At 69.9% G+C, this 23,015-nt stretch carries 21 protein-coding genes; 11 read left to right on the forward strand and 10 right to left on the reverse strand.

From position 1 onward, the window contains the following. Positions 1–236: 236 nt before the first annotated feature. Together AC1DH3_RS00265 and AC1DH3_RS00270 are read right to left on the reverse strand one after the other, a co-directional pair. Complete coding sequence (locus AC1DH3_RS00265; protein WP_476908372.1) at positions 237–1,184, reverse strand: metallophosphoesterase; 948 nt, start codon at positions 1,182–1,184, stop codon at positions 237–239. Continuing rightward, positions 1,184–3,535 carry a transglycosylase domain-containing protein gene (locus AC1DH3_RS00270; protein WP_441416794.1) on the reverse strand — a complete coding sequence of 784 codons (2,352 nt, stop codon included), beginning with the start codon at positions 3,533–3,535 and terminating at the stop codon, positions 1,184–1,186. The genes AC1DH3_RS00265 and AC1DH3_RS00270 overlap by 1 nt, the downstream gene beginning before the upstream one ends. Before the next feature lie 37 nt (positions 3,536–3,572). On the opposite strand from AC1DH3_RS00270, the gene AC1DH3_RS00275 reads away from it, so the two are divergent. The 3 genes from AC1DH3_RS00275 to AC1DH3_RS00285 are packed head-to-tail and all read left to right on the forward strand — an operon-like array spanning position 3,573 to position 5,229. Then, positions 3,573–3,728 (forward strand): DUF4177 domain-containing protein, encoded by a 156-nt coding sequence (locus AC1DH3_RS00275; RefSeq protein WP_175321496.1) that lies wholly within the window; start codon positions 3,573–3,575, stop codon positions 3,726–3,728. A 2-nt stretch (positions 3,729–3,730) separates the two neighbouring features. Continuing rightward, positions 3,731–4,300 (forward strand): RidA family protein, encoded by a 570-nt coding sequence (locus AC1DH3_RS00280; protein ID WP_476908373.1) that lies wholly within the window; start codon positions 3,731–3,733, stop codon positions 4,298–4,300. Between the two features lie 17 nt (positions 4,301–4,317). Next, entirely contained in the window at positions 4,318–5,229 is a 912-nt protein-coding gene (locus AC1DH3_RS00285; protein ID WP_441416796.1) for an NUDIX hydrolase, read from the forward strand. Between the two features lie 671 nt (positions 5,230–5,900). Here the strand turns inward: AC1DH3_RS00285 and AC1DH3_RS00290 are convergent. After that, positions 5,901–6,578, reverse strand: coding sequence for a Crp/Fnr family transcriptional regulator (locus tag AC1DH3_RS00290; RefSeq protein WP_011693220.1), 678 nt, complete (start codon positions 6,576–6,578; stop codon positions 5,901–5,903). 193 nt (positions 6,579–6,771) lie between these two features. On the opposite strand from AC1DH3_RS00290, the gene AC1DH3_RS00295 reads away from it, so the two are divergent. Then, complete coding sequence (locus AC1DH3_RS00295; RefSeq protein WP_476891994.1) at positions 6,772–7,953, forward strand: MarP family serine protease; 1,182 nt, start codon at positions 6,772–6,774, stop codon at positions 7,951–7,953. 40 nt (positions 7,954–7,993) lie between these two features. On the opposite strand, the gene AC1DH3_RS00300 is transcribed toward AC1DH3_RS00295, so the two are convergent. Genes AC1DH3_RS00300 through acs form a run of 5 tightly spaced genes read right to left on the reverse strand, consistent with a single transcriptional unit; the run spans position 7,994 to position 13,314 of the window. Beyond that, positions 7,994–9,040, reverse strand: coding sequence for a DUF2332 domain-containing protein (locus AC1DH3_RS00300; RefSeq protein ID WP_476891995.1), 1,047 nt, complete (start codon positions 9,038–9,040; stop codon positions 7,994–7,996). 2 nt (positions 9,041–9,042) lie between these two features. Then, positions 9,043–9,516 (reverse strand): type II 3-dehydroquinate dehydratase, encoded by a 474-nt coding sequence (aroQ, locus tag AC1DH3_RS00305; RefSeq protein ID WP_441416799.1) that lies wholly within the window; start codon positions 9,514–9,516, stop codon positions 9,043–9,045. A gap of 57 nt (positions 9,517–9,573) precedes the next feature. Further along, a complete protein-coding gene (locus AC1DH3_RS00310; protein WP_476891996.1) occupies positions 9,574–9,996 on the reverse strand; it encodes an SRPBCC family protein in 423 nt (140 codons plus the stop codon). Further along, positions 9,993–11,234 carry a protoporphyrinogen/coproporphyrinogen oxidase gene (locus tag AC1DH3_RS00315; protein WP_476891997.1) on the reverse strand — a complete coding sequence of 414 codons (1,242 nt, stop codon included), beginning with the start codon at positions 11,232–11,234 and terminating at the stop codon, positions 9,993–9,995. The genes AC1DH3_RS00310 and AC1DH3_RS00315 overlap by 4 nt, the downstream gene beginning before the upstream one ends. A gap of 43 nt (positions 11,235–11,277) precedes the next feature. Continuing rightward, complete coding sequence (gene acs, locus AC1DH3_RS00320) at positions 11,278–13,314, reverse strand: acetate--CoA ligase (protein WP_476892284.1); 2,037 nt, start codon at positions 13,312–13,314, stop codon at positions 11,278–11,280. Between the two features lie 442 nt (positions 13,315–13,756). On the opposite strand from acs, the gene AC1DH3_RS00325 reads away from it, so the two are divergent. The 3 genes from AC1DH3_RS00325 (at position 13,757) to AC1DH3_RS00335 (ending at position 16,741) form a co-directional block, all read left to right on the forward strand. Continuing rightward, positions 13,757–15,172: a hypothetical protein gene (locus AC1DH3_RS00325; protein WP_476908374.1), complete on the forward strand. Its 1,416-nt coding sequence runs from the start codon at positions 13,757–13,759 to the stop codon at positions 15,170–15,172. Positions 15,173–15,293: 121 nt separating this feature from the next. Continuing rightward, positions 15,294–16,064, forward strand: coding sequence for an endonuclease III (gene nth, locus AC1DH3_RS00330; RefSeq protein ID WP_476892285.1), 771 nt, complete (start codon positions 15,294–15,296; stop codon positions 16,062–16,064). Beyond that, positions 16,061–16,741, forward strand: a complete 681-nt coding sequence (locus tag AC1DH3_RS00335; protein ID WP_476891999.1) for an NUDIX hydrolase — start codon at positions 16,061–16,063, stop codon at positions 16,739–16,741. The genes nth and AC1DH3_RS00335 overlap by 4 nt, the downstream gene beginning before the upstream one ends. A gap of 13 nt (positions 16,742–16,754) precedes the next feature. Here the strand turns inward: AC1DH3_RS00335 and AC1DH3_RS00340 are convergent, their stop codons facing one another. Continuing rightward, the gene (locus tag AC1DH3_RS00340) at positions 16,755–17,015 is read right to left on the reverse strand and encodes a YegP family protein (RefSeq protein WP_476892000.1); all 261 of its coding nucleotides are present in this window, start codon (positions 17,013–17,015) and stop codon (positions 16,755–16,757) included. Positions 17,016–17,183: 168 nt separating this feature from the next. Continuing rightward, positions 17,184–18,893 carry a bifunctional 3'-5' exonuclease/DNA polymerase gene (locus AC1DH3_RS00345; RefSeq protein WP_441416805.1) on the reverse strand — a complete coding sequence of 570 codons (1,710 nt, stop codon included), beginning with the start codon at positions 18,891–18,893 and terminating at the stop codon, positions 17,184–17,186. A 280-nt stretch (positions 18,894–19,173) separates the two neighbouring features. Between AC1DH3_RS00345 and ssd the strand changes: the two genes are divergently transcribed. From ssd to AC1DH3_RS00365, 4 genes are all read left to right on the forward strand, one after another. Further along, entirely contained in the window at positions 19,174–20,280 is a 1,107-nt protein-coding gene (ssd, locus tag AC1DH3_RS00350) for a septum site-determining protein Ssd (RefSeq protein ID WP_476908375.1), read from the forward strand. 56 nt (positions 20,281–20,336) lie between these two features. Further along, a complete protein-coding gene (locus tag AC1DH3_RS00355) occupies positions 20,337–21,548 on the forward strand; it encodes a TadA family conjugal transfer-associated ATPase (protein WP_476892286.1) in 1,212 nt (403 codons plus the stop codon). A 197-nt stretch (positions 21,549–21,745) separates the two neighbouring features. Further along, positions 21,746–22,387 (forward strand): type II secretion system F family protein, encoded by a 642-nt coding sequence (locus AC1DH3_RS00360; protein WP_476892287.1) that lies wholly within the window; start codon positions 21,746–21,748, stop codon positions 22,385–22,387. 194 nt (positions 22,388–22,581) lie between these two features. Then, positions 22,582–22,998, forward strand: coding sequence for a type II secretion system F family protein (locus AC1DH3_RS00365; RefSeq protein ID WP_476892002.1), 417 nt, complete (start codon positions 22,582–22,584; stop codon positions 22,996–22,998). Positions 22,999–23,015: the final 17 nt, after the last annotated feature.

Here is a 23,015-nt window from a genome sequence, read left to right on the forward strand (position 1 = left end):
TGCCCGTTCCGCGGACGCTCCGCTGAGCATGCTCATTCTTCGCGACCGCCCTTGGGGGACATGTCCATCCCTGGACGCCGGGCGTGGGCAGGATGCCGTTATGTCCATCCCTGGGCGGGAAGACAGGGCATGTCCCGCGGGGAGCAAGTGCCGGGGGTGGGCATGTCCCGCGGAGAGTCAGAGCGCGGGGGTGGGCATGTCCCTCCGGAGCTGGCGCGGGGGAGGCGCCGACGGGCTCAGGGCCGGGCGGTGAGGGTGAGCAGCACGGCCTCGGGCTTGCAGGCGATCCGGACCGGGGCGAAGCGTGAGGTGCCGATTCCGCCGGAGACGTTGACCGGCGTCGTGCGTCCGTTGCTTTCCCAGTCGTGCAGTCCCTTGGCACGCCAGGTGGGCAGGTCACAGTTGGCCACGAGGGCGCCGTAGCCCGGGACGCAGATCTGGCCGCCATGAGTGTGGCCGGCCAGCAGCAGGTCCGCGGCGTCCTCGGTGAAGTGGTCCAGCACCCGCTGGTACGGGGCATGCGCGACGGCGATCCGCAGGTGCGGTTTGGCGTCCTGGCCCTTGGTGCCGCGCGGCCAGCCGGCGTAGCGCTCGAGGCGAAGGTGCGGGTCGTCGACGCCGGAGAAGTCCACGCGCAGGCCCTTGATCACGAGCGACTGGCAGCGGTTGGTCAGATCCACCCAGCCGCCCATGCCGAAGCCTGACCGGAGCCGCGGCCAGTCGAGCTCGACGGGGTCGGGACGCGATTTGGACGGCCCCAGCAGGTAGGATGCCGGGTTCTTCAGCCGCGGCGCGAAGTAGTCGTTCGAGCCGGGGACGAAGACTCCCGGGAACTCCATCAGCGGCCGCAGCGCCTCCAGCAGGGGATCGACTGCCTTGGCGTGGCTGAGGTTGTCGCCGGTGTTCACCACCAGGTCCGGCTCCAGCCCGGCGAGGGAGCGCAGCCACGCGGCCTTGCGGTTCTGGCCGGGGACGAAATGGATGTCGCTCAGGTGCAGCACGCGGAGCGGCCCGTACCCCGCCGGCAGGATGGCGAGCGACTCTTCCCGCAGCACGAACTGGTTCTTCTCCCACAACCCGTAGCCGCCCGCGGCGGCGCCCGCGGCGGCGCCGGCGGCGGCGGTTACGGCAAAGCCGCGCCCGATGCTTCGGGCGCGGCTGGCCAGGGTGGTTCCGGCGGTCACTACTTTCCGTTCCCGGGCTTCTTTGGCGTCGACGGGGCCGGCGCGGGGGATGACGGCGCCGGTGCCGGGTTCTGCGTCGCCGGCGGCATGAAGTTGTTGTTCCGGCCCGCGTCGTTGTTGGTCGGCTGCTGGTACGGCTCGGACAGCAGGTTCGACGGCGGTTCCGGGAACGGCTCGGCGCCGTGCGAGGGGGCGATCTCGGCCATGAACTTGGAGAACATCGGCCCGGCGATCATGTAACCGTCGATGCCTTCGTAAAACTGGCCGTTGACAGTGATGTTCTGCCCGGAGCGTCCCTGGTCGCCGAGCGGGTCGCCAAACCAGGCCGCCGTCGCCAGACCGGTGGTGTGCCCGACCACCCAGGTGGAGCCGTTGTTGTTCGAGGTACCGGTCTTCGCCGCGATCGGGAAGTTTGTCACAGTGGAAATGCGCGGCTGGATGAGCGAGCCGGAGCCCCGGTTCAAGACTTCCTGCAGCGCGTAGTTCACACCGCGCGCAACCTCGGGCTTGAGGGCGTCCCGGCAGTTCGTGGCCTGGGCGGGCAGCTTGGCCCCGGTCGCATCCGTCACGGAGGTGATGGCGATCGGCTCGCAGTAGCGGCCGTCGTTGGCGAAGGTGGCGAAGGCGCTGGCCATGGTCAGCGGCGCGGTCTGGGTGGAGCCGAGGAGGTTCGACAGCATCGACATGTTGATCTTCGGGTTCGGTTCCTTGATCCTCCCGTTCGCATCCAACACAATCTTCTGGTTCTGGTCACGGGTGGGCAGGCCGGAGTGCAGTCCTGCCGCGTCCACGATCTTTTGGATCCCGCAGAAGTCGAGCTGCGCGGCCGAGGCGAAGGTAATGGTGTTGATCGAGTTGTAGAGACCCTTCAGCACCGTCATGGGCCTGTAGTAGTCCGGCTCCGCGTTCTGGAGGTCCTCGGCGGCACCCAGTTGCGCGTCGTGTTCCGGGGTGCTGTAGGCGCCCGTGGTGACGCCGCAGGAGTTCCGCCACTGGAAGTCCAACGGGTATCGGCGCACGGAGCCGTCCACCACGGTATTCATGGACTTGCCCTCGTCCAGCCATTCGGCGAAAGTGAACGGCTTCATAGTGGAGCCCGGCTGGGCGCCGCCGAGGCCATTAAGGTCATTGCCCTTGTCGTCGTACTTGTCGACGTTAAAGTTCAGCTGGGTGTCGAACTTGCCCTTGCCCGGCAGCCAGGACGTGTTCTGGGCCATGTTGGTAATCTTGCCCGTCCCCGGCTCCACGGAGACCAGGGCTGCACCCCACTTGTTCGGGTTCGCACCGGCAGCGGCGTCGACCTGCGCCTGCGCGACCTTCTGTGCCTTGGGCTCCAGCGTGGTCTTGATGGTCAGGCCGCCGCGGAAGATCTTCCGCTCGCGTTCCTTGGTGTCCGCCCCGTACGCCGGGTTGTTGAGCAGGAGGTGCAGCACGTAATCGCAGAAGTACGGCGACGTCGGCGAGTAGGCGCAGCCCTGGCGCGGCTGGGTCACCTTGGTCTTGACCGGGGTGGCGACGGCGGCGTCGTACTGCGCCTGCTTGATCTTGCCCTGCGAGAGCATGGCCTTGAGGACCAGGTTGCGGCGGACCTTCGCGTTGTCCGGGTTGGTGATCGGATCGTAGAAGGACGGGCTGTTCACAACGCCGGCCAGGAGCGCGGCCTGCGGCAGCGTCAGATTCTTGGCCGAGGTGCTGAAGAACAGCCGGGAGGCCGCCTCGATGCCGTAGGCGTCGCGGTTGAAGAAGACGATGTTCAGGTAGCCCTCAAGGATCTGTTCCTTGGTGAACTTCTTCTCCAGCGCGATTGCCAGTTTCATCTCGCGGAGCTTGTCGCCGACGCCCTTGTTGACACCGTTCAGCAGGACCTGGTCGCCCTTGCCCTCGGACTCCAGGGAGGAGTTGATGACGTTGTTCACGTACTGCTGGGTGATGGTCGAGGCGCCCTGCTTGTTCCCGCGCGCGGTGGCGACGAGCGCGCGGAGAATACCGGTGGTGTCGACGCCACCGTGCTCGTAGAAGCGGCTGTCCTCGATGGCGATCACCGCGTCCTTGATGTACGGCGACATCTGGTCCAGCGACACGCGGGTGCGGTTCTCAAGATAGAGGTTGGCGATGACGCTGCCATCCGCGGCCAGGATCTTGGTCGACTGGCTCGGCGGGTCAACCTTCAGCTCGGCCGGCAGGGTCTCGAAGAACTTGATCGAACCGCTTGCTGCGTTGCCGGAGACGGCGGCCGCAGGGACCAGCAGGCCCGCCATCAGGACACCACAAATCGCGCTCACGCCCAGGAAAAGGATGAGCTTTCCGAGGGTGGTGGCCGTGTCGAATAAAGGGTTCTTACCAGTCGCCATGTTTTCCACTTTACCGGCAAGGACTAGGCTTTACTTCATGACCAAATGGGAGTACGCCACGATTCCGCTCATTATCCACGCGACAAAGCAGATCCTCGACCAGTGGGGAGACGACGGCTGGGAGCTCGTCCAGGTTGTTCCGGGCCCCGATGGAAACGGCCTGGTTGCCTACTTGAAGCGGGAGAAGAACTAGCCATGAGCATCCCCGAAACGGCGGCTCCGGCACAGGCCACGAGCCCCGCCAACACGGTCCAAAGTGACGCCGGCACCGGCGCGTCGTCCGCCGTCGAACAGCGCCTGGCCGAGCTCGGCCTGACCCTTCCCGAGGTTGCCGCCCCGGTGGCCGCCTACGTTCCGGCCGTCATCTCCGGCAACCACGTCTACACCTCCGGCCAGCTGCCTTTCATCAACGGCAAGCTTGAAGCCACCGGCAAGGTCTCCTCCGGGACCGAAGGGACCTCGGACGAGTCGACCGTGTCCCCGGAAGCGGCCAAGCGCTACGCCGAGGTCTGCGCCGTCAACGCGCTGGCCGCCGTGAAGAGCGTCATTGGCGACCTGGACCGGATCACCCGGATCGTCAAGGTGGTCGGCTTCGTCTCTTCCGATCCATCGTTCACCGGCCAGCCCGGCGTCATCAACGGCGCCTCCGAGCTCCTGGGCAAAGTCCTTGGCGACGCCGGCCAGCACGCACGTTCCGCCGTCGGCGTTTCAGTTCTGCCGCTCGACTCTCCGGTCGAAGTCGAACTGATCGCCGAATTCGCCTAGAGGGCCGGTCGCTTCCCTTGCCGCACTTAGCACGACGCCTGTTTAGCCTTCCCCCGGATCTTGAGGGGGCAGCCCGCAGCTGGCTTGAACACGGCGAGCGGACCCCCCGTGCCCCCCGCTACGCCTCCTCCGTGGTCCTGCTGCGGGATTCGCCCACCGGCCTGGAGACCTGGCTGGGCTACCGGCCCGGGTCCTCGCCGCTGGGCGTCCTCGCCTTTCCCGGCGGCTCGCTCGAGACGTCCGACGACGACGCCGTGGGCTGGCTTGGCCCCTCGCCGCAATGGTGGGCCGAGCAGATGGGCACGTCCGACGTCGGCCTGGCGCGACGCCACGTGGTGGGCGCCATCCGTGAGCTGTTCGAGGAAACCGGAGTCCTGCTGGCCGGTCCGGACCTGTCGACCACGGTGGAGGCGACGTCCACGGCCGAGTGGATGCGCGCCCGGGAGGCCGTCGCCGACCAGGAAAAGTCCTTCACCGACGTGCTCGCCAAGCGCGGGCTTTCGGTGCGGACCGATCTGCTCAAGCCGCTGGTGAACTGGCTCAGCCCCGACTTCGCCCACCGACGCTTCAACACCCGGTACTTTGCCGCGACCATCCCGATGAACCAGCAGCCCTCGCTGCTGGCCAGCAAGGGTGTCTGGGCGCGCTGGGTGTGCGTCCGCAAGGTCATTGCCGAGCGCGACACGACGGCGCTGGGCGATGAGGTGGGCCAGCCCAACACCGTGGGGCTGAAGCTCGGCCAGCTGCTGGTCCCGGGCTCGGAGATCATGCTGGAGAAGATGGCCGCCGCTAACGGCTGCATCGCCTACCTCAGCTACAAGCGCAAGGCCCACGCCTATCAGCCGGCCCTCGTGGAGGAAGACGGCCGGCTCATGCTGGAAGTCGAGGCCGCCAAGACCGTCGCCGGGGAACCGCAGCGGGAACGGTAGAGTCGGCCGCTTCGGCCCGACCATTGGACATGCCCATCGTTGGTGCCGAGGAGTGGGCATGCCCGTTGGGACCTGAGCTCATGGCTGGACATGCCCATTGTTGGTGCCGAGCAATGGACATACCCGTTCGGACCTGAGCCGATGGCTGGACATGCCCGCCCGGACCTGAGCCGATGGCTGGACATGCTCATCGTTGGCGCCGGGCAATGGACATGCCCGTTGGGACCTGAGCCCATGGCTGGACATGCCCATAGTTGGCGCCGGGCAATGGACGTGCCCGCCCGGACCTGAGCCCATGGCTGGACATGCCCATCGTTGGCGCTGAGGAATGGGCATATTGGGTATATGTCCATCCCTGGCGTGCAGGGATGGGCATGTCCGCCGGGCCTTCGCTCAAGGGCAGGACATGCCAGCTGGAGCCTCGCCTCGACCACCGGACATGTCTATTGCGCCGGTTGGGCATTGGACATAGTGGGTATGTGCCCACTCGTGGCATCCAAGGATGGACATGTCCCGCGGGAGCGTTGGCGAAGGATGGACATGTCCCGCCGGCCAGACCCAGATTCCGTAACGCCGGAAGAAGCCGAGAACAACACCTAAAACCGCAGAGGGCCGGCCCGKGAAAAMGGGCCGGCCCTCTGTGTCTAAGGCTCGCGTTGCGGCGGCTGTGCCTAGCGGGAGCGCTGGCGGAGGCGCTGCATGTCGAGAATCACGACGGCGCGCGCCTCGAGGCGCAGCCAGCCGCGCTGGACGAACTCGGCCAGGGCCTTGTTGACGGTCTCGCGGGAGGCGCCGACCAGCTGGGCCAGTTCTTCCTGGGTGAGTTCGTGGGCCACCAGGACACCGTCCGTCGCCGGGCGGCCAAAGCGGTCGGCCAAGTCCAGCAGCGCCTTGGCCACGCGGCCCGGGACGTCCGAGAAGACAAGGTCGGAGAGCGAATCGTTGGTGCGGCGCAGGCGCCGTGCCAGGGCCTGGAGCAGCTGGGCCGAGACCTCGGGGCGGGTGCGCAGGAGGGCGTTGAGGCTCTCGTTCTTCAGCCCGGCCAGGCGGGTCTCGGAGACGGCGGTGGCCGTTGCGGTGCGCGGGCTCGGGTCGAACAGCGCCATTTCGCCGAACAGTTCGCCCGGGCCGAGGATGGCGAGCAGCGACTCGCGGCCGTCGGGGGACGTGCGGCCGAGCTTCACTTTGCCGGAGACGATGAAGTAGAGCTGGTCACCCTGGTCGCCTTCCCGGAATACCGAGGCTCCGCGTGAGAGGTCCACCTCGGTGAGTTCGTCCGTCAGCAGACGGAACGCCTCGTCGTCGAGCGTGGCGAAAAGGGGTGCGCGGCGCAATACCTCGATATCCATGAAATCTCCTGACTTACTGTGTCGGCTGGGGCGCTTCAGCCATTGTTTCAGAATTTTGAGGCTTCTGTGACGTACTTGGCACCGAAACGCGTGAAACGCCGGGCGGGTGACGGTCCGGGCCGCCTTGGGCCCCCGGCAAACTGTCAGTCCGCGCCGGTAGAATGGGGTTCCTACCAGTCACTAAGGAGCCCCGGTGTTCGGCTTGACCATCTTGGACCTGGCGTTGATGCTGACGCTCTTGTCCTACCTGATCTATGGCCTGCGCAACGGCTTCCTAGTGACGCTGGGCGGAATCGCCGGGTTCGCGGCGGGCGCCGTGGCCGCCTTCCTGTCTGTCCCGATCGTCAGCGACCTCGTCGACGATCCCGGCTGGCGGCTCACCGCGATCATTGCCACGGCCGTGCTGCTGATGATGCTGGGGCACGGCCTCGGCACCATGATTGGGCGGCGCATCCGCAGCGTCGTCAAAATCAGTCCGCTCCGACTTGCCGACCGGGTGGTGGGCGGCGGGGTCAATCTCGCCGTGTCCGCCCTCGTGATGTCCATGTTGGCCTTCAGTATCAGCGCCCTCGGCGTTCCCTTTGTTTCCCAACAGTTGGCCGACTCCAAGGTGATCGGTTTCATCGACGGCGTCACCCCCACGCCGCTGAAGACGTCGATGGCGCAGTTGCGTTCGGCCGTGATCGGCGATGGCATCCCGACCCTGTTCGAGGGTGTCGGCGGACGGGCCGTGCCCGTGCCCGACGCCAGCACCGACACCCCTCCCCTGAACAAGGCCGCCGCCTCCGTGCTCAAGATTGCCGGGACGGCCTACCAGTGCGGCCAGAACCAGACCGGAACGGGCTTTGTGGTCTCGCCCGGCCGGGTCGTGACGAACGCCCACGTGGTGGCCGGCGTCCCGGAGCCCGTTGTCGAGGTCCCGGGCGGCGGAGCCCTCCCCGGCAGGGTCGTTTACTTCGACAGCCGGCATGACCTCGCCGTCCTGGCCGTGGACGGGCTGCGCGCCGCGCCGTTGTCGCTGGGCCGCGACCTTCCGGCCGGCAGCCCGGCGGCGTTCGCGGGCTACCCGCACGGCGGTCCGTTCCAGTCCAAGCCGGCCACGGTGCGGGACATCACCACCGTCCTGGTCCCGGACATCTACGGCAACAACGCCGCTGCCGAGGATGTCTACCGGCTCGCGGGCGACGTGCAGCCGGGGAACTCCGGCGGTCCGTTGCTGACCACGGGCGGCCAGGTGGCCGGCGTCGTCTTCGCGAAATCCACCTCCGAGCCCTCGCTGGGCTTCGCCATCACCATGAACGACCTCGGCCCCGTGGCCGCAAAGGCCCCCGGGCTGGGCGACGCCGTCTCTCCGGGCCAGTGCATTAAGAAATAGCCGGCGGCAGGAAACCGGCGGGAACCGCCGGTTGGCGCCGTCAGGCCGGGGCCGCTTCGATCCACTCCAGGCTCTGGCCGTGCGGGCCGGCCATGGCCACGGGCAGGCCGTCCTCCAGCAGCAGGAAGCGGCCGCGGAGTCGGGATTCGTCCATTTCGGGAACCACGCTGGAGCCGTCCGCCTGCAGGATGACCGTGTGGCCCTCGTTCGAGATCCAGTGGCAGCCCCGGTCCGCGGCCAGCAGGGCGATGGCGTCGCGGAAACGTTCGCGGCCGGCGGCGTCGAGGTACGCCATGACGGCGCTGTGGAAGACCACCAGGGCGGTCTCCGGCGGCGCCTGCTGCGCCAATGACACAAGCTGTTCGTTGAGGTCCCCGGCCACCAGCAGCGGCGGATCCGTCCGTGCGACGGCGATCGCCTGCCGCAGCCGCTCGCGGCGGAAGTCCTGCTCCGGCCAGATCAGCGCCTCCAGCCAGGCGACGTCGTCGGGGTCCCGGATGTCCAAAGGGTTCAAATCGATGCCGGCGCGCCACACCACCGCGGGCAGCGCGGCCGGCAGCGGCACCGGGCCGGCCGTGGCGCACCGCAGCACGGGATAAGCCCCGGGCGCGGCACCGGCGGGGAGCAGCCGCGTCACGGCGCCGGAGCCGTCGTCGAACTCGTAGCCGTAGCGGTCCGGGTACAGCGTCAGTCCTGCCGAAGCGCCGACCTCGATGAGGGCCAGCGGGCGTCCCTCCGCGGCGGCGATCCGGGCCAGGGACGGGAGCAGGGCGGCGCAACGGCCGGCCTCGTTTGTCTGGGTGGACCGGGAGAGGACAATCCGGGAGACCCCGTCCCAGTGGGTATCCAGGAAGTCCCGGAACCCGGCGTAGGGGCCGATCCGGGCGCCGAGGAATCGGGCGGCGGCCAGCATCAGCAGCGGCTGGCGCTTGTTGTGCGGCCACTCGTCGATGCGCCGGATCAGCTCGGGGTCGTCCGCGATGGCCGTGGACCACTCCGCATAGCACGCGGAGTTGCCGGGCGCGTCAATGGTGCCGAAATGGCGGTACCAGTCGGCTGTCCCCGGGGGCTCCGGCGCGGGGGACATGATCAGCCCCGGCCCGCGTTCAGCTCGGCGAGGTACTCGACGGCGAAGCGGTACCCGAGGATGCCCGCGCCGGCGATCACGGCCTTGCTGATGTCCGAAAGATAGGAATGGTGCCGGAACGCTTCCCGGGCGTGCACGTTGGTGATGTGCACCTCGACGGCGGGCAGCTGCACGGCCGTTATTGCGTCCCGGATCGCCACCGAGGTGTGCGTGTAGGCGCCGGCGTTCAGGACGATGCCCACCGCCTTCCCGCGGGCGGCGTGGATGGCGTCCACGAGGGCGCCCTCATGGTTGGACTGGAAGCACTCGACGTCGAGCCCGTGCGCCGCTCCGGTGTCCTTGGCGAGCTGTTCGACGTCGGCCAGTGTGGCCGTGCCGTACTTTTCGGGCTCACGGGTGCCGAGCAGGTTCAGGTTGGGCCCGTTCAGGACCAGGATGGTGCCGCGACGGGCGTCCGAGGGGGTGGCTTCGCTCATGCCTGCCAATGTATCGCGTTGGGCCGGACCGTACCCTGCTGTTTCTTGCGGAGTTCATCAATCACGGTCAGGTCCGCGCCCGGCAGGGGTCCCCGGACCGGTTGCGAGCCGTTCTATCCGCCGCAGTGCCAGGGCGCAGACCGGGAGGTAGGCCGGTGCCCACCAGGGCACGGTGAAGGTGAGCAGACAGCCGTCGTCCTGCGGGGTTACCCGGTGGCCGGTGGCCGGGATGCCCGCAACGGACCATGACCAGTACCGGCCGGCGTCAAACCCTGTCACGGTGTACGGGAGCGCTAGCCCCAGGACGGTGCGTACCTTTCCGCGGCTGCCGGGCGCGAGTCCCGGGAGGGCACCCGCATCGGTGGCAGGTTCGACGCCGGTGATCGATGGCCCCCACGCCGGCCACTTCCCGGTGTCCGTGAGCAGCTTCCACACCACGCCGGCGGGCGCGGCAACCCGGCGCGAAACGGAGAATGTCACCCGGGCCGGCCCAGGACGGCCAGCGCGGCGCGGTGGCCGCTGACGAGCGCGCCCTGAATGGAAGCCGTCTCCCGGTGGTCGCCGCAGATGGTGATCCCGTCCGGGCCCTCCACCGGTTGCCGGGTCCGCAGCGGGGGTGGCTGCACGGGCAGGGCGTGCGCGATTTCGTGCCTTGCCACCAGTTCCCAGCCGGCCGTGGAGCAACCGAAAATGTCCCCGGCGTGCCGGAGGACGTCCGCGTCGCTGGGAACCGGCCGGCCCGCGCCGAACAGGGCAGAGGTCTGGATCAGGTGCCGGCCGGCAGGCGCGTAACTTGGTGCCGAGTTGGAGATGACGGCCGCGTTGAGCAGCGGTCCGCCGGGGCGGGTGCGGCCGTCGATGCAGAGCATGCGCGCGTCGGTGGGTGCCGAGTCGGCGGCGAACCAGTGCGTGAGCACTGCCTTCATGGCGGGCGCCTCGCTCCCGGCGAGCCTGGCCGCGTCGACCGGATCGGCGGCGAGAACGACGTGGCGGGCCCGGATGGCGGTCCCCGCGGCGGTGACCAGGGCCCCGTTCCCGTCCGGCGTGATCTTCTCCACCCGGGTGGAGGTGCGGACCGGGGCGGCCAGGGCATCCGCCAGCTGCTGCGGGAGGGCCTGCATGCCCTCGCGCGGCAGTCCGGGAACCCCGGCCGCGAAGACGCGTACCAGCTGCAAGGCAAAGTTGTTGGAGGTGCTGCCCTCGTCCTCCAGCAGTACGCCGGCGAGGAACCGCTCCACCACGGTGCGCAGTTCGCCCGAGCAGCCGGCCCGGTCGAGGGCGTCGTGCAACGCAACATCCTGGCCGCTCCGCCGAAGGGGCCCGGCGAAGGCCGGGGCGGCCCAGCGCAGCAGCCCCACGACGGCGCGGGGGCTGAGAATTCCGCTGCGGAGGGTCTGCAGGATGAGCCCCGGCTCCCGCAGGGGGTGGGCCAGGACCGCCAGGTTGTCCGGCAGCCGGACCCGGAGGCCGGCACCGAAGGCCTGCAGCGCCAGGGCGTGCACGTCGACCCACTGCCGGACCGCCGGGTACGCGGGGTTCAGGACCTGAAAGCCGCGGTCCACGAGGAAACCGTCCACCCGGTCCGTCCGGATCCTGCCCCCGACGGCGTCGGAGGCCTCCCAAACCACCACCTCGCGCCCGGCGGCCTGCAGTTCCCGGGCGCACTGCAACCCGGCCAGGCCGGCCCCGACCACCAGCACCTCGCACGAATCCGTCATGGCCGCATGATTCCGTTCCGTGCAGCCCGGCCCGGGTCCGTGCTCACTTCTTGAGCGAGTGCGCGATCTGTGCCATCACGGTGTTGTCGGCCAGGGTGGTGGCATCGCCCACCTCGCGGCCCTCGGCCACGTCTTTCAGCAGCCGGCGCATGATCTTGCCGGAGCGGGTCTTGGGCAGTTCCGGCACCACGAGGATGGTCTTGGGCTTGGCGATCGGGCCGATCTCCTTGCTCACATGGTTGCGGAGCTCCTGGACGATCGCGTCGCCCGAGTTGACCGCGTCCCCGCGCAGGATCACGAACGCCACGACGGCCTGCCCGGTCGTCTCGTCCGCCGCGCCGACGACGGCGGCTTCCGCCACGGCCGGGTGGGACACGAGGGCGGATTCGATCTCGGCGGTGGAGAGCCGGTGGCCGGAGATGTTCATGACATCGTCCACCCGGCCGAGCAGCCAGATGTCGCCGTCGTCGTCCTTCTTGGCGCCGTCGCCGGCGAAGTACATCGTTTCGAAGCGGGACCAGTAGGTGTCCTTGAAGCGCTCCGGATCACCCCAGATGCCGCGCAGCATGGCGGGCCACGGCTCGCGGATGACGAGGTAGCCGCCGGCGCCGTTGGGCACCGACTCGCCGGCTTCGTCGACGACGTCCACGGCGATGCCGGGCAGCGGGACCTGGGCGGAGCCCGGCTTGGTCGCGGTAACTCCGGGAAGCGGCGCGATCATCTGCGCGCCGGTTTCGGTCTGCCACCAGGTGTCCACGATCGGGGCCGGGTTCTCCTTCTTCTCCCCGTTCTTCCCGGCGTTGGCGCCGATGACCTCCCGGTACCACATCCACGCCTCGGGGTTGATGGGTTCGCCCACCGAGCCCAGGACGCGGATCGAGGACAGGTCCGACTTCGCCGGGATTTCCTTGCCCCACTTCATGAAGGTGCGGATGGCGGTGGGGGCGGTGTAGAGAATGGAGACCTTGTACTTCTCCACGATCTCCCACCAGCGGCCCTGGTGCGGGGAGTCGGGGGTGCCCTCATACATCACCTGGGTGGCTCCGTTGATGAGCGGCGCGTAGGCGACGTAGGAGTGGCCGGTGATCCAGCCGACGTCGGCCGTGCACCAGTAGACATCCGTTTCCGGGTGCAGGTCGAAGACCGCCTTGTGCGTGTAGGCGCCCTGGGTGAGGTAGCCGCCGGTGGTGTGCAGGATGCCCTTGGGCTTGCCGGTGGTTCCGGAGGTGTAGAGGATGAACAGCGGGTGTTCGGCGTCGTGGCCGACGGCGGTGTGCTCGGCGGACGCGGCGCCGACCGTGTCGGACCACCAGTGGTCCCGGCCCTCGTGCCAGTCGACGTCCTGGCCGTTGCGCTTGACCACCACGACGTTCTGGACGGTGTGCCCGGAACCGTCGCCCTCGTGGGCCAGCGCCTCGTCGACGGCCGGCTTGAGGGCGCTGGGCTTGCCGCGGCGGTAGGTGCCGTCGGCGGTGACCACGAGCTTGGCCTCGGCGTCGTCGATCCGGGAGCGGAGCGCCTCGGCGGAGAAGCCGCCGAACACCACCGAGTGGATCGCGCCGATCCGGGCGCAGGCCAGCAGGGTGATGACGGCCTCGGGGATCATCGGCAGGTACACGGCCACGCGGTCACCCTTGGCCACGCCGAGGGATTCGAACGCGTTGGCGGCCTTCTTGACCTCTTCGGTGAGCTGCGCGTAGGTGTAGCTGCGGGTGTCGCCGGGCTCGCCCTCGAAGTAGATGGCAACCCGGTCCCCGTTGCCGGCCTCGACGTGCCGGTCCAGGGCGTTGTACGCGGCATTGATCTCGCCGCCGACGAACCACTTGGCGAACGGCGGGTCGGACCAGTCCAACGTCTGGGTGAAGTCCTTGCTCCAGCTCAGCAGCCCGCGGGCCTGCTTGGCCCAGAAGGCCGGCCGGTCCGCGTCGGCCTCGGCGTAGTCGGCGGCGGTGACCACGGCGTTGGCTGCGAATTCGGCCGAGGGGGCGAACCTGCGGTTCTCCTGCGACAGGTTTTCGAACGCATCGCCGTGCCGGGGCGTCTGAGTCGTGGTGGCGGAGCCGGGGGTCTGCTGGGACATGGTGAACCTCATCATTCATCGATCCGTGCTGCACGGAACGTCCGTGGCCGCCGCGGCGCCGGGCCGCTTGCGCGGCATCGGGCATCGGCTGGTCACGGGCGTACCGCAAAGAGCTGTTCCGAAATACACACTAACGCCCGGGTGCGACAGAACGTGTGCCCCGTCACAAAGGGCGCCGTGAGCGGTGTTTATTAAGCGCCGAGTGGTCCGGGTGCGGGCACGGCCGGCCCGGATCGGCGTCGCACCCCGGTTTACGCGCAGGGCGAAAGGGGCCGCGCACTGGTGCTGGAGTGACGTCCGGGCAGTAGTGATCGGTCCTGCACTTGGCTAGGCTGAGATGGAGTTGTGACATCCGATGGGGGCAACAGGACCGCTGGCGGTCCTGTTTTTGCCTGCCGTTAGGCGGCACTGTCCAGAGTGCGGCCATGCTAAGGAGAACAGAATGAACGAGCAAAGCAACGGGCAGCTCCATGCGCCCTCCCGCACCGAAGGCCAGACAGGGCCGGCGCAGTCCAGCGGGCGGGGGGAACAGCCACGCTTTACGGTGGACAAGCCGAACTCGAAGAACAACGAGGCCGTCCTGGGGCCTTTCACGGTCCGCGACCTCACCGTCTTCGGCTCCACGCTGGTGCTTTTCATCGCCTCCCTGATTCCGATGTTCGCCGAGCGCTACAACCTGTGGAACCTGGGCAGCCTCTTCTTCCTCGGCCTCGGCGTGCTGCTGCCGGTGATCGTCGCTGCGCTTTTCGTGGCGCGACGGGTCAGCCCGGGCACGAAAATCCGGATCGGCTCCCTCTCGATTGACCAGTTCGCCTCCGTTGTGGCGTCCTTCAGCCTGGCCTTCTTTTTCCTGGCGACCGCCGGCGCGTTCGTGCCGAGCCTCCTGCTGGGCCTCGTCGGCGCGCTCGGCCTCTTCACCGCGACCGTACTGGCGCGGCTGATTCCCAGCCTCGCCGGTGATTTCCTGCACCGCGCCGAAGTCCCCGCCCACGTTGTGGCACGCGAAGCCGCGGAGCCGGTCCGCAAGCCGCGTGCCCCCAAGGCCCCCAAGGCTGCCAGCGACGCCAAGACTCCCAGGGCGGGAGGCGGCGCGCTGGCCGGTTGGGCCAAGCGCATAGCCCCCGGCAAGCAGGCGGGCGAGGCCCAGGCCGCGCCGCAGGCCCACGAAGCCCACGGGGCATCGACGGGTGCCGCTGCCGGCACCGCGGCCGGTGCTGCTGCAGGTGCCGCCGGTGCCGCTGCCGCGTACGCCCGTCCCGCGGCTGCCGAGCCGGCCACTCAGGCGCACGGCGTCGTTCCTTCCGCCTCACCGGAGCAGACCGCTGCCGCCCTCCCGTCCCCGACGGCGGCGTACGCCCCGTCTGCCGCAGGAGAAGCGGTGCCTTCTGCCGCCGAGCAGACCCAGGCTGCCACGGCGCCCGCCGCGTCCGCTCCGGCAGAGTCCCCGGTCACCTCTCCGGTCACTTCTCCGGCACCCGCCGCGCAGGGCGCGGGTCTGGAAGCGACCCAGGCGGCCAGCATCCCGGCGGGGGCATCGGCCGCGGCACCTTCCGCCGCAAGCCATGAAGCCCCCACCGCCCTCACCCCGCAGGTCCGTTCGCAGGAACCGATCGGCGCCACCGTGGACCCCGCAAGCCGTCCCGAGAGCGAGGCGGCCCAGCCTGCCTACGAGGCCTTCTGGTTCGCCGTCGACCAGCCCCGCACCGCGGTGGACGAGCGCAGCGGCGCCCCGGCGTTCGTCGTCGAACCCGGCGGCTGGGTCCTTGCCCTTGAGGACCGCGGCCACGAGTTCCTGGTCCAGCACACGGACGGCCGCGTCGGCGTGCTCCGGGACCTCAGCAACATCGAACGCGGCTAGCCGGACCGTGGCCACCGAACCCGGCAGCGCGAAAACCGGCAACGCGAAACCCGGCAGGGCGAAAACCGGCACAGCCAAAACCGGCACAGCGAAGCCCCGTGCGCAGGCTGGCGGGGAGACGCTGCTGGGGCTCAAGCGCCGCGCCCGCCGGATCAACAAGGCACTGGCCGAGCAGTATCCCTATGCGCATGCTGAGCTGGATTTCCGCAGCCCGTTCGAACTGGTGGTGGCCACGGTGCTCTCGGCCCAGACCACGGACGTGCTGGTCAACCAGATCACGCCGCTGCTGTTCGCCCGGTACCCGGATGCCCGCAGCATGGCCGAGGCCGAGCCCGCCGACCTGGAAGCCATCATCAAACCCACCGGGTTCTTCCGGGCCAAGGCGCGGAACCTGATGGCGCTGGGCACCAAGCTTGTCGACGACTACGACGGCGAGGTGCCCGGCCGGCTGGAAGACCTGGTGAAGCTGCCCGGCGTCGGACGGAAGACCGCCAACGTCGTCCTGGGCAACGCGTTCGGGATCCCCGGCATCACGGTGGACACCCACTTCGGCCGGCTGGCCCGCCGCTTCGGCTGGACGGACTCGGACGATCCGGTCCGGATCGAATCCGACGTCGCCGAATTGTTCGAGCCGAAAGACTGGACCATGCTCTCGCACCGAGTCGTCTTCCACGGCCGGCGCGTCTGCCATTCCCGCAAACCGGCCTGCGGCGCCTGCGCCGTGGCGAACTGGTGCCCCAGCTACGGAGCCGGCGAGACCGATCCGGAGAAGGCCAGGAAGCTGCTGAAGTACGAACTGGCCCCGGGCCAGGAAGAACTGCTGGCGAAGCTGCTGGCCGAAACCCACCGGGCCGCGGAAATCCGGATGGAATCGCAGAGAAGGCCGCAATGACCGCCCGCCAGGACCTGATTGACCTTGTAGCCGCGGTGCAGGCCGGGACGGCCCCGTCGCCGGATCCGCGCTGGCGCGAACTGGCCGTTGAGCCGGGCGAACGGGTGCGCCGTGCCGCCGTGCTGATGCTGTTCGGCTCGCTGGACGATGTCCCGGCGACGTCGGTGAAGCTGCTGGCGCCGGCGGACCTGGACGTGCTGCTGCTCCAGCGCGCGCAGACCCTCGACGACCACCCGGGACAGGTGGCGTTCCCCGGCGGCGGCATCGACCCCGGCGAAACCGTGGTTGAGGCCGCCCTGCGCGAGGCCGAAGAGGAAACAGGACTGGATCCGCAGGGCGTTGAGGTCCTCGGCGTCATGCCCGAACTGGCGCTGCCCCGCGGGAACTTCCTGGTCACGCCCGTCCTTGGCTGGTGGGCGTCCCAGTCACCCGTCCGGGTAGTGGACTACGGCGAGTCATCACAGGTCTTCCGGGTGCCCGTCCGGGACCTGCTCGACCCCGACAACAGGGTGATGGCAACCGTCAGCCGGGCCGGCCAGACCTTTCAGAGCCCGGCCTTCACCGTCAACGGCGTGGTGGTCTGGGGTTTCACCGGCATGATCCTCAACCAGCTGTTCGACCAGCTGGGCTGGTCAGTCCCATGGGACCGGACGCGCCTGCACGGGATCGACGGGTAGCGGCGCGCCTTCGCTAGCGCGCTGTCAGCAGCGGCGCAGGCCGCGAGGACGACGTCGCGGCGGGCTTGCTCGCGGACTGGGTGACGGTCTTCCGGGCGGAGCGGTCAACGACCAGCCCGGTTGCGGCGTTCTCGCGCACTGCCGTGATGCCGGCGGCCGCTCCCTTGATGGTGTTAAAAAGCGGTGAAACGGCAACTACTGTCCCGTCCGGTGCCGTCAGCTTGAAGAAATACGACTCGTCTCCGGCCGCTGCAATCTCGAATACGCCAGCCACTGTGCTGCCTCCCCGGTTCCCTGCCTCGTTGCATTTGCGCCGGCGGATCACTCGGGATCTTCGCCGGCCTTTTTCGACTGTAACGGGGCCCACGGAGCAGGCGCAACGCTACCGGCGGGTACGTTACCCGGGGCGTCCGGCCCGGCGTCGGGCAGCGGTTGAGGGCAGCTATTTGGCGTTGTCGTAGGAGTCCACGACGGCGATGCTGACCGGAAATTCCACCGGGATCCTGCCGAACAGCAACTCCTTGGCGGCTGCCGCGGATTCCTCGATCGCCCGGATGCAGGCATCGACGGCGTCGGCAGGGCAATGGACCATGACCTCGTCGTGCAGGAAGAAGACCAGTTCCCCGGCGGGTGAGCCGTCGGCGCGCAGTCCCCGCAGCCGCCGTCGTAGTTCCGCCAGCCAGCAGGCCGCCCAGTCGGCCGCGGAACCCTGCACCACGAAGTTGCGCGTGAACCGTCCGCGAGAGCGCGCCAGCGACTCGGCCCGGCGTTGTTCCTCCGCGGTGGCGGACTGCTGGCTGTGCAGCCACCGCTCCGAAGGCGGCGGGCTGCTGCGGCCCAGCCGGGAGGTGACGGTCTTACCCGCCTCGCCCTCGCGGGCTGCCTGCTCCACGAAGCCGACGGCGCGCGGGTAGGTCCGGGCCAGCTGCGGCATCAGCCGGCCGGATTCGCCGGTGGTGGCGCCGTATATCGCGCCGAGCAGCGCGACCTTGGCCTTGGCCCGGTCACCGCCGAAACCCTGAGCGGCGATGCCGGCGTAGAGGTCTTTGTCGCGGGCGGCTTCCGCCATCTTGGAATCCTGTGCCAGCGCCACCAGTACTCGGGGCTCCAGCTGCGAGGCATCCGCGACGATCAGTTTGTGGCCAGGGTCGGCGTGGACGGCGCCTCGGATCTGGCGGGGGATCTGTAGCGCCCCGCCGCCGCGGGAGGCCCAGCGTCCGGACACGACCCCGCCCACCACGTATTCGGGCTGGAAGCGGCCGTCCTTGACCCAGGCATCCAGCCACGCCCAGCCGTTCGCGGCGTGGAGCCGGGCGAGCTTCTTGTAGGCCAGCAGCGGCTCGATCGCCGGGTGGCTGGATTCCTTCAGCTCCCACTGGCGCGTGCTCTTCACCTCGATGCCGTTCCGGTGCAGGGCCCGCATCAGTTCCTGCGGGGAGTCGGGGTTCAGTGCCGGGGACTGCAGCAGCCGGCGGAGTTCGCTGTTGAGGGCCTCGAGCTTGGCCGGACGGTGGCCCTGCGGCGGACGCGGACCGAGGTAGTCGGCGAGGATCTGTTCGTGCAGCTCCTCGCGCCAGGGAACGCCGGTGTGCTGCATCTCGGCGGCGATCATGGCCCCGGCGGACTCGGCGGCCAGAAGGAGCTGGAGCCTTTGCTTTCGGCGGTCCCCGTCCAGAGCGACGCCCGCCAGTGCTTCCTGCTGCGCGGCGTACTCGGCGCGCAGCTCCTCGGGGGAGTGCCGCGGCGCAGCGCGCAGGCCCGGGTCCTCAAACAGGGCGCCCTGGTCCGCGGGCGGCGGAGGCGGCTGCAGGGCCCGTGGCGGCTGCTGGACGTCGTCATCCTGGGTGAGCTTCTCCGCGTTCCGGGCATACTCGGTGTGCGCAGTGAACTCCGAATGGGCCAGGATGGCGCCGCACAGCGTCAGGTCATGGCAGCGTTCCAGCTCGACCCCTGCGGCCAGCAGCGCCGGGTACCAGTCCTGCGTGCGGTGCCAGATCCAGCGCGGCCGCTGCAGCTCCAGCTGCCGCACGACGCCGGGCAGCTCGGCGGCGCTGACGATGCGTGGTTCCGGGGCGGCGGGATCGGGAGCGCCCGACGGCGTGAGTCGTTGTAGGGCTGCGCCGTCGGCGTGGGCGGCGAGCAGCAGATGCATAGGCTCAATTCTGCCCTGTCGTTGTGCTTCCGGCGGACCGGCTCGGGCGGGGGTCGTACCGGCCCGCCGGGACAAGCCGGGCGGGGCCGGGCCGCGCCCAAGTCGGGCCGGGCCGCGCCCAAGTCGGGCCGGGCAGCGCCGGGCCAAGCCGAAGGCGGCCCGGTTTTCCACATAGCCGAAGACGGCGGGCGGCTGCGGCGTCCGCAGCGCCGAAAGTGGAGGCATGAGCAGGCATCAATTACCCGAGCCAGTTACCAGTAAGGCGCCGTCCCGACAGCCCGTGTCCAGGGCCGGGCCCCCAGCGGTACCGGACCCGGGGCCAGACCCCGGTTCGTGGCTTCCCGACGGGGCGGCGGAGACGCTGCTGGTCACCGGGTCCGAGGTCCTGCGGGGGGAGGTGGAACGGATTGTGGCCGCGGCGGGCCGGCAGCTTAGCCTGGCGGGGGATGCCGCGGAAGCGGTCCCGTACTGGGACTCTGCTGGCGCAGTGCTCGTGGGCAGTGACGTCCGGGAACTCCCGATCCGGCGTCGTGCACCGGCCGTTCTTGTAGGACTGAGTGGTGAGGGCGACAGGCTTTGGCAGCTGGCCGCGGCCATGGGTGCCGAACGGGTGGCCGTCCTCCCCGAGGGCGGACCCTGGCTCGCCGAGTACCTCAGCCGATCGCACGCCCCGGATCCGGGCGGGCATGTCCTCGGCGTGGTTGGTGGCTGCGGCGGCGCCGGGGCAACCACCGCCGCGATCTGGCTGGCCCAGGCCGCCGCGGGGCTGGGAGCCAGAGTCCTTTTGATCGACGGAGACCCCTGGGGCGGCGGCCTCGAACTGGCCCTCGCCGCCGAAGAAGAACCCGGGCTCCGTTGGCCGGACCTCGCCGAGGCCAGCGGCAGCATCGATCCGGATCAGCTCCACGAGGCGCTGCCCGAAGCGGGCGGGTTCTCTTTCCTGTCCTGGCCGGGCAGCCGGGAGCGGCCGCAGGCCATCGACACGGCCGCGGTCGTCGGGGTGCTCGACGCCGCGCGTCGCTGCTACGAGCTGGTGGTGCTGGACGTCGGCCGCGGACGCGAGGCACTGCGGACCTTCGCCTGGGAATGCGACCGGGTCGTCGTGGTGCTGCCCGCCCAGCTCCGGGCGGCGGTGGCATCCGCCCGTTTGGTGCCGGAGCTACCGCCTGTAGAGACCGCACTGGTGATCCGGACGAAACCCGGGGTCGCGTTCGACTACCAGCTGATTTCCCAAGCCGTGGGGCTCCCGGTGCAGGGCATTATGCCCGAGGTCCGGGGGACGGCCGCCGCCACCGAACTCGGGCGCCTGCTGGACGCCGGGGGACGGCGGAGCGTTCAACGCTTCACCGAAGGAGTTCTGGCCTTCAGCACGGAGGGGTTCCCGTGAGTTCGCATCTGGCCGCGGACCCGCCGGAGCCGGAGCGTCCACGGTTCCGCAGGCAACTGCGCGCGCCCCAGCGGCGGGTAGATGCGCGGCTGCTCGAGGCGGTCCGCGAATCGGTCATGGCCGACGCCGGCCCGGTCACCCCGTCAAGGGTGGCGGCGGCCGTGCAGGCCAGCGGCAAGCTCCTTGGCACAGCGGGTGCCTTGGCCGCCGTCGAAAGCATCAGCGCGGAACTGAATGGGCTGGGACCGCTGCAGCCGCTGGCGCGCGACCCGCTCGTGACGGACATCTTCGTCAACGGTCCGGACTCGGTGTGGCTGGACCGTGGCCGCGGGCTTGAACGCGCCCCGGTCGCCTTTGCTAACGAGGCCCAGGTCCGAGCCCTCGCCGCCCGACTCGTGGCCGCCGGCGGCCGGCGGCTGGATGACAGCTCGCCCTGCGTGGATGTCAGGCTCGACGGCGGCTACCGGATCCACGCAGTGCTGCCGCCGATCTCCACGGCCGGAACGCTGCTGAGCGTGCGGATCCGCCGTGAGTCCGTTTTCTCGCTGGACGAGCTCTCCCGTGGCGGTATGTTCGGTCCGTTCATCCAGGACGTCCTCACGCGAATGGTGGCGCGCCGCCTGAGCTTTCTGGTGAGCGGCGCGACGGGCTCGGGAAAAACAACGCTGCTTGCCACGCTGCTCGGGCTCTGCGGACCTGGGGAGCGGCTGGTCCTGATCGAGGATGCTTCGGAGCTCAACCCGGTGCATCCGCACGTGGTGTCCCTCGAATCGCGCCACAGCAACCTGGAGGGCGGCGGCGCCGTTGATCTCGGCGAGCTGGTCCGGCAGGCCCTGCGGATGCGGCCCGACAGGCTCGTGGTGGGGGAGTGCCGCGGCGCCGAGGTCCGGGAGCTGCTCTCCGCGATGAACACCGGGCACACTGGAGCCGGCGGCACCATCCATGCCAACACCGCCGCCGCGGTCCCGGCCCGGCTGACGGCGCTCGGCGCGCTCGCGGGGATGGGGCCGGACGCCGTGCGCCTTCAGGCAGCCAGCGCCCTCGACGCCGTCGTCCATCTGGAACGTACACGGTTAGGCCGTCAGGTGGCGTCCGTGGGACTGGTCGGAGAAGGCGTGTCAGGCCTGGCCGTAGCCGTGGCGCTGGCAACGGTGGGCGGCGAGGTACGCGCCGGGCCCGCGTGGCCCGAGCTGGCGGCCCGTCTGGGCCTGGACCCGGCTGCTGGCCCCGGGACCGGCGTGCCCAGCCTGGCGGCCGGCCCGCCATGACGACCGTCTTGGCCGGAATTCTGGCCCTCGCGTCTTGGCTGGCATTCGCGCCGCCAGGGGCGTCCGGCCGGCGCCTCCAGCGGGCTCTGCGCTCCGTGGGCGCCGCCGGGGCACCGGCCCTCGGGCGGCCGGGACAAGGACGGCGTGGGCGCTTAGCGCTGTGGCGCGGGACGGGTAGAGCCGAGGCGGTGGTCCCCATGACCGTGGTGGTGCAGCAGTTGGCCGCCTTGCTGAAGGGCGGCCGGACTCCTGCGCGGCTGTGGGAGGAACTCTGGCTTCTCTATGGTGACCTGCGGGAGCCGGACCGGACGAAGGGCGGGGGTGGGCGCCCGAACCGCGCCGCGCCCACTCATGGTCTGGGCGCGACGTCGCTTGCGATCCTGGCCGCAGCCCGGGCTGCGGCCTTGAGGGGTTCCCCGGTCGCCGCGGCCATCCGGAAGGGCGCCGGGACCGGCACCGGCAATGCTGCGCGCCGCGGCCCCGGCGGAAGGGAGCGGGCAATCTGGGTGGAACTCGCGGCCTGCTTCGACATCGCCGAGGCCACCGGCTGTCCCCTCGCCGAGGTCCTGACGCGCTTCGCCGCTCACCTGGAGGCCCAGGACGACGCCGAAGCCGCACGGCAGACCGCACTGGCCGGGCCCAAGGCCACCGTCCGGATCCTGACCTGGCTGCCCTTCCTGGGGCTCGTCCTCGGTGTCCTGCTCGGCGTGGATCCCTCGACCATCCTGCTCGGCACCCCCTTGGGCATGGCGGCCCTCGTTGCTGGGCTGGCCCTTACGGCCGCGGGCCGGATCTGGTCCGCCCGTCTCGTCCGGGCCGCTGCCGGGCGGCAGCGGTGATACCGCAGGCTGGCGGTCTCGCTGTGGCCGGCCTGCTGGCGTCCGCAGTGATCGTGGCGCTCGCAGACCAGCGGCGCGCGGGCCTGCGCTGGAGGCGGCTGGGCCGGCGTCCGCCTGGTAGGGCTCCCGCGGGTGCCCGACCGGACGGCACAGGCGCGGCGGCGGATCACGTGGGCGGCCTTCGTGATCCGGCCATGATGTTGGAATTGATCGGTGCCATGCTGGACGCCGGATCCGGGCTGGGGCGCTCACTGGAGCTGATCGCCGTCCACGCCGACCCCGCGATCGGGCGTCCGCTGGTCCCGGTCGTCTCCGCCCTCGCGATCGGCGCCGACTGGGAGACTGCATGGCGTAGTTGCGGCGCGATCCCCGCCCAGTTGCAGGCCCTCCGCGATGCCCTGGGTTTCGCCGCGCTGACCGGCGTGCCGTCCTCGGCCATCCTCTATGCGCAGGCCGCCCGGCTCCGCCGCGAGCAGTTCCGGACCGCCGAGCAGCGGGCCGCTGCGTTGGGCGTGAAGCTGGTCATCCCCCTGGGGCTGTGTTCGCTGCCCGCCTTCGTGTGCCTGGGCATTGTGCCGGTATTGCTCGCGATGGTGCCGCATGGCTCCTGACGGCTGCCGCCCGGCGC

The organism is Arthrobacter sp. 05L428, from assembly GCF_056397665.1.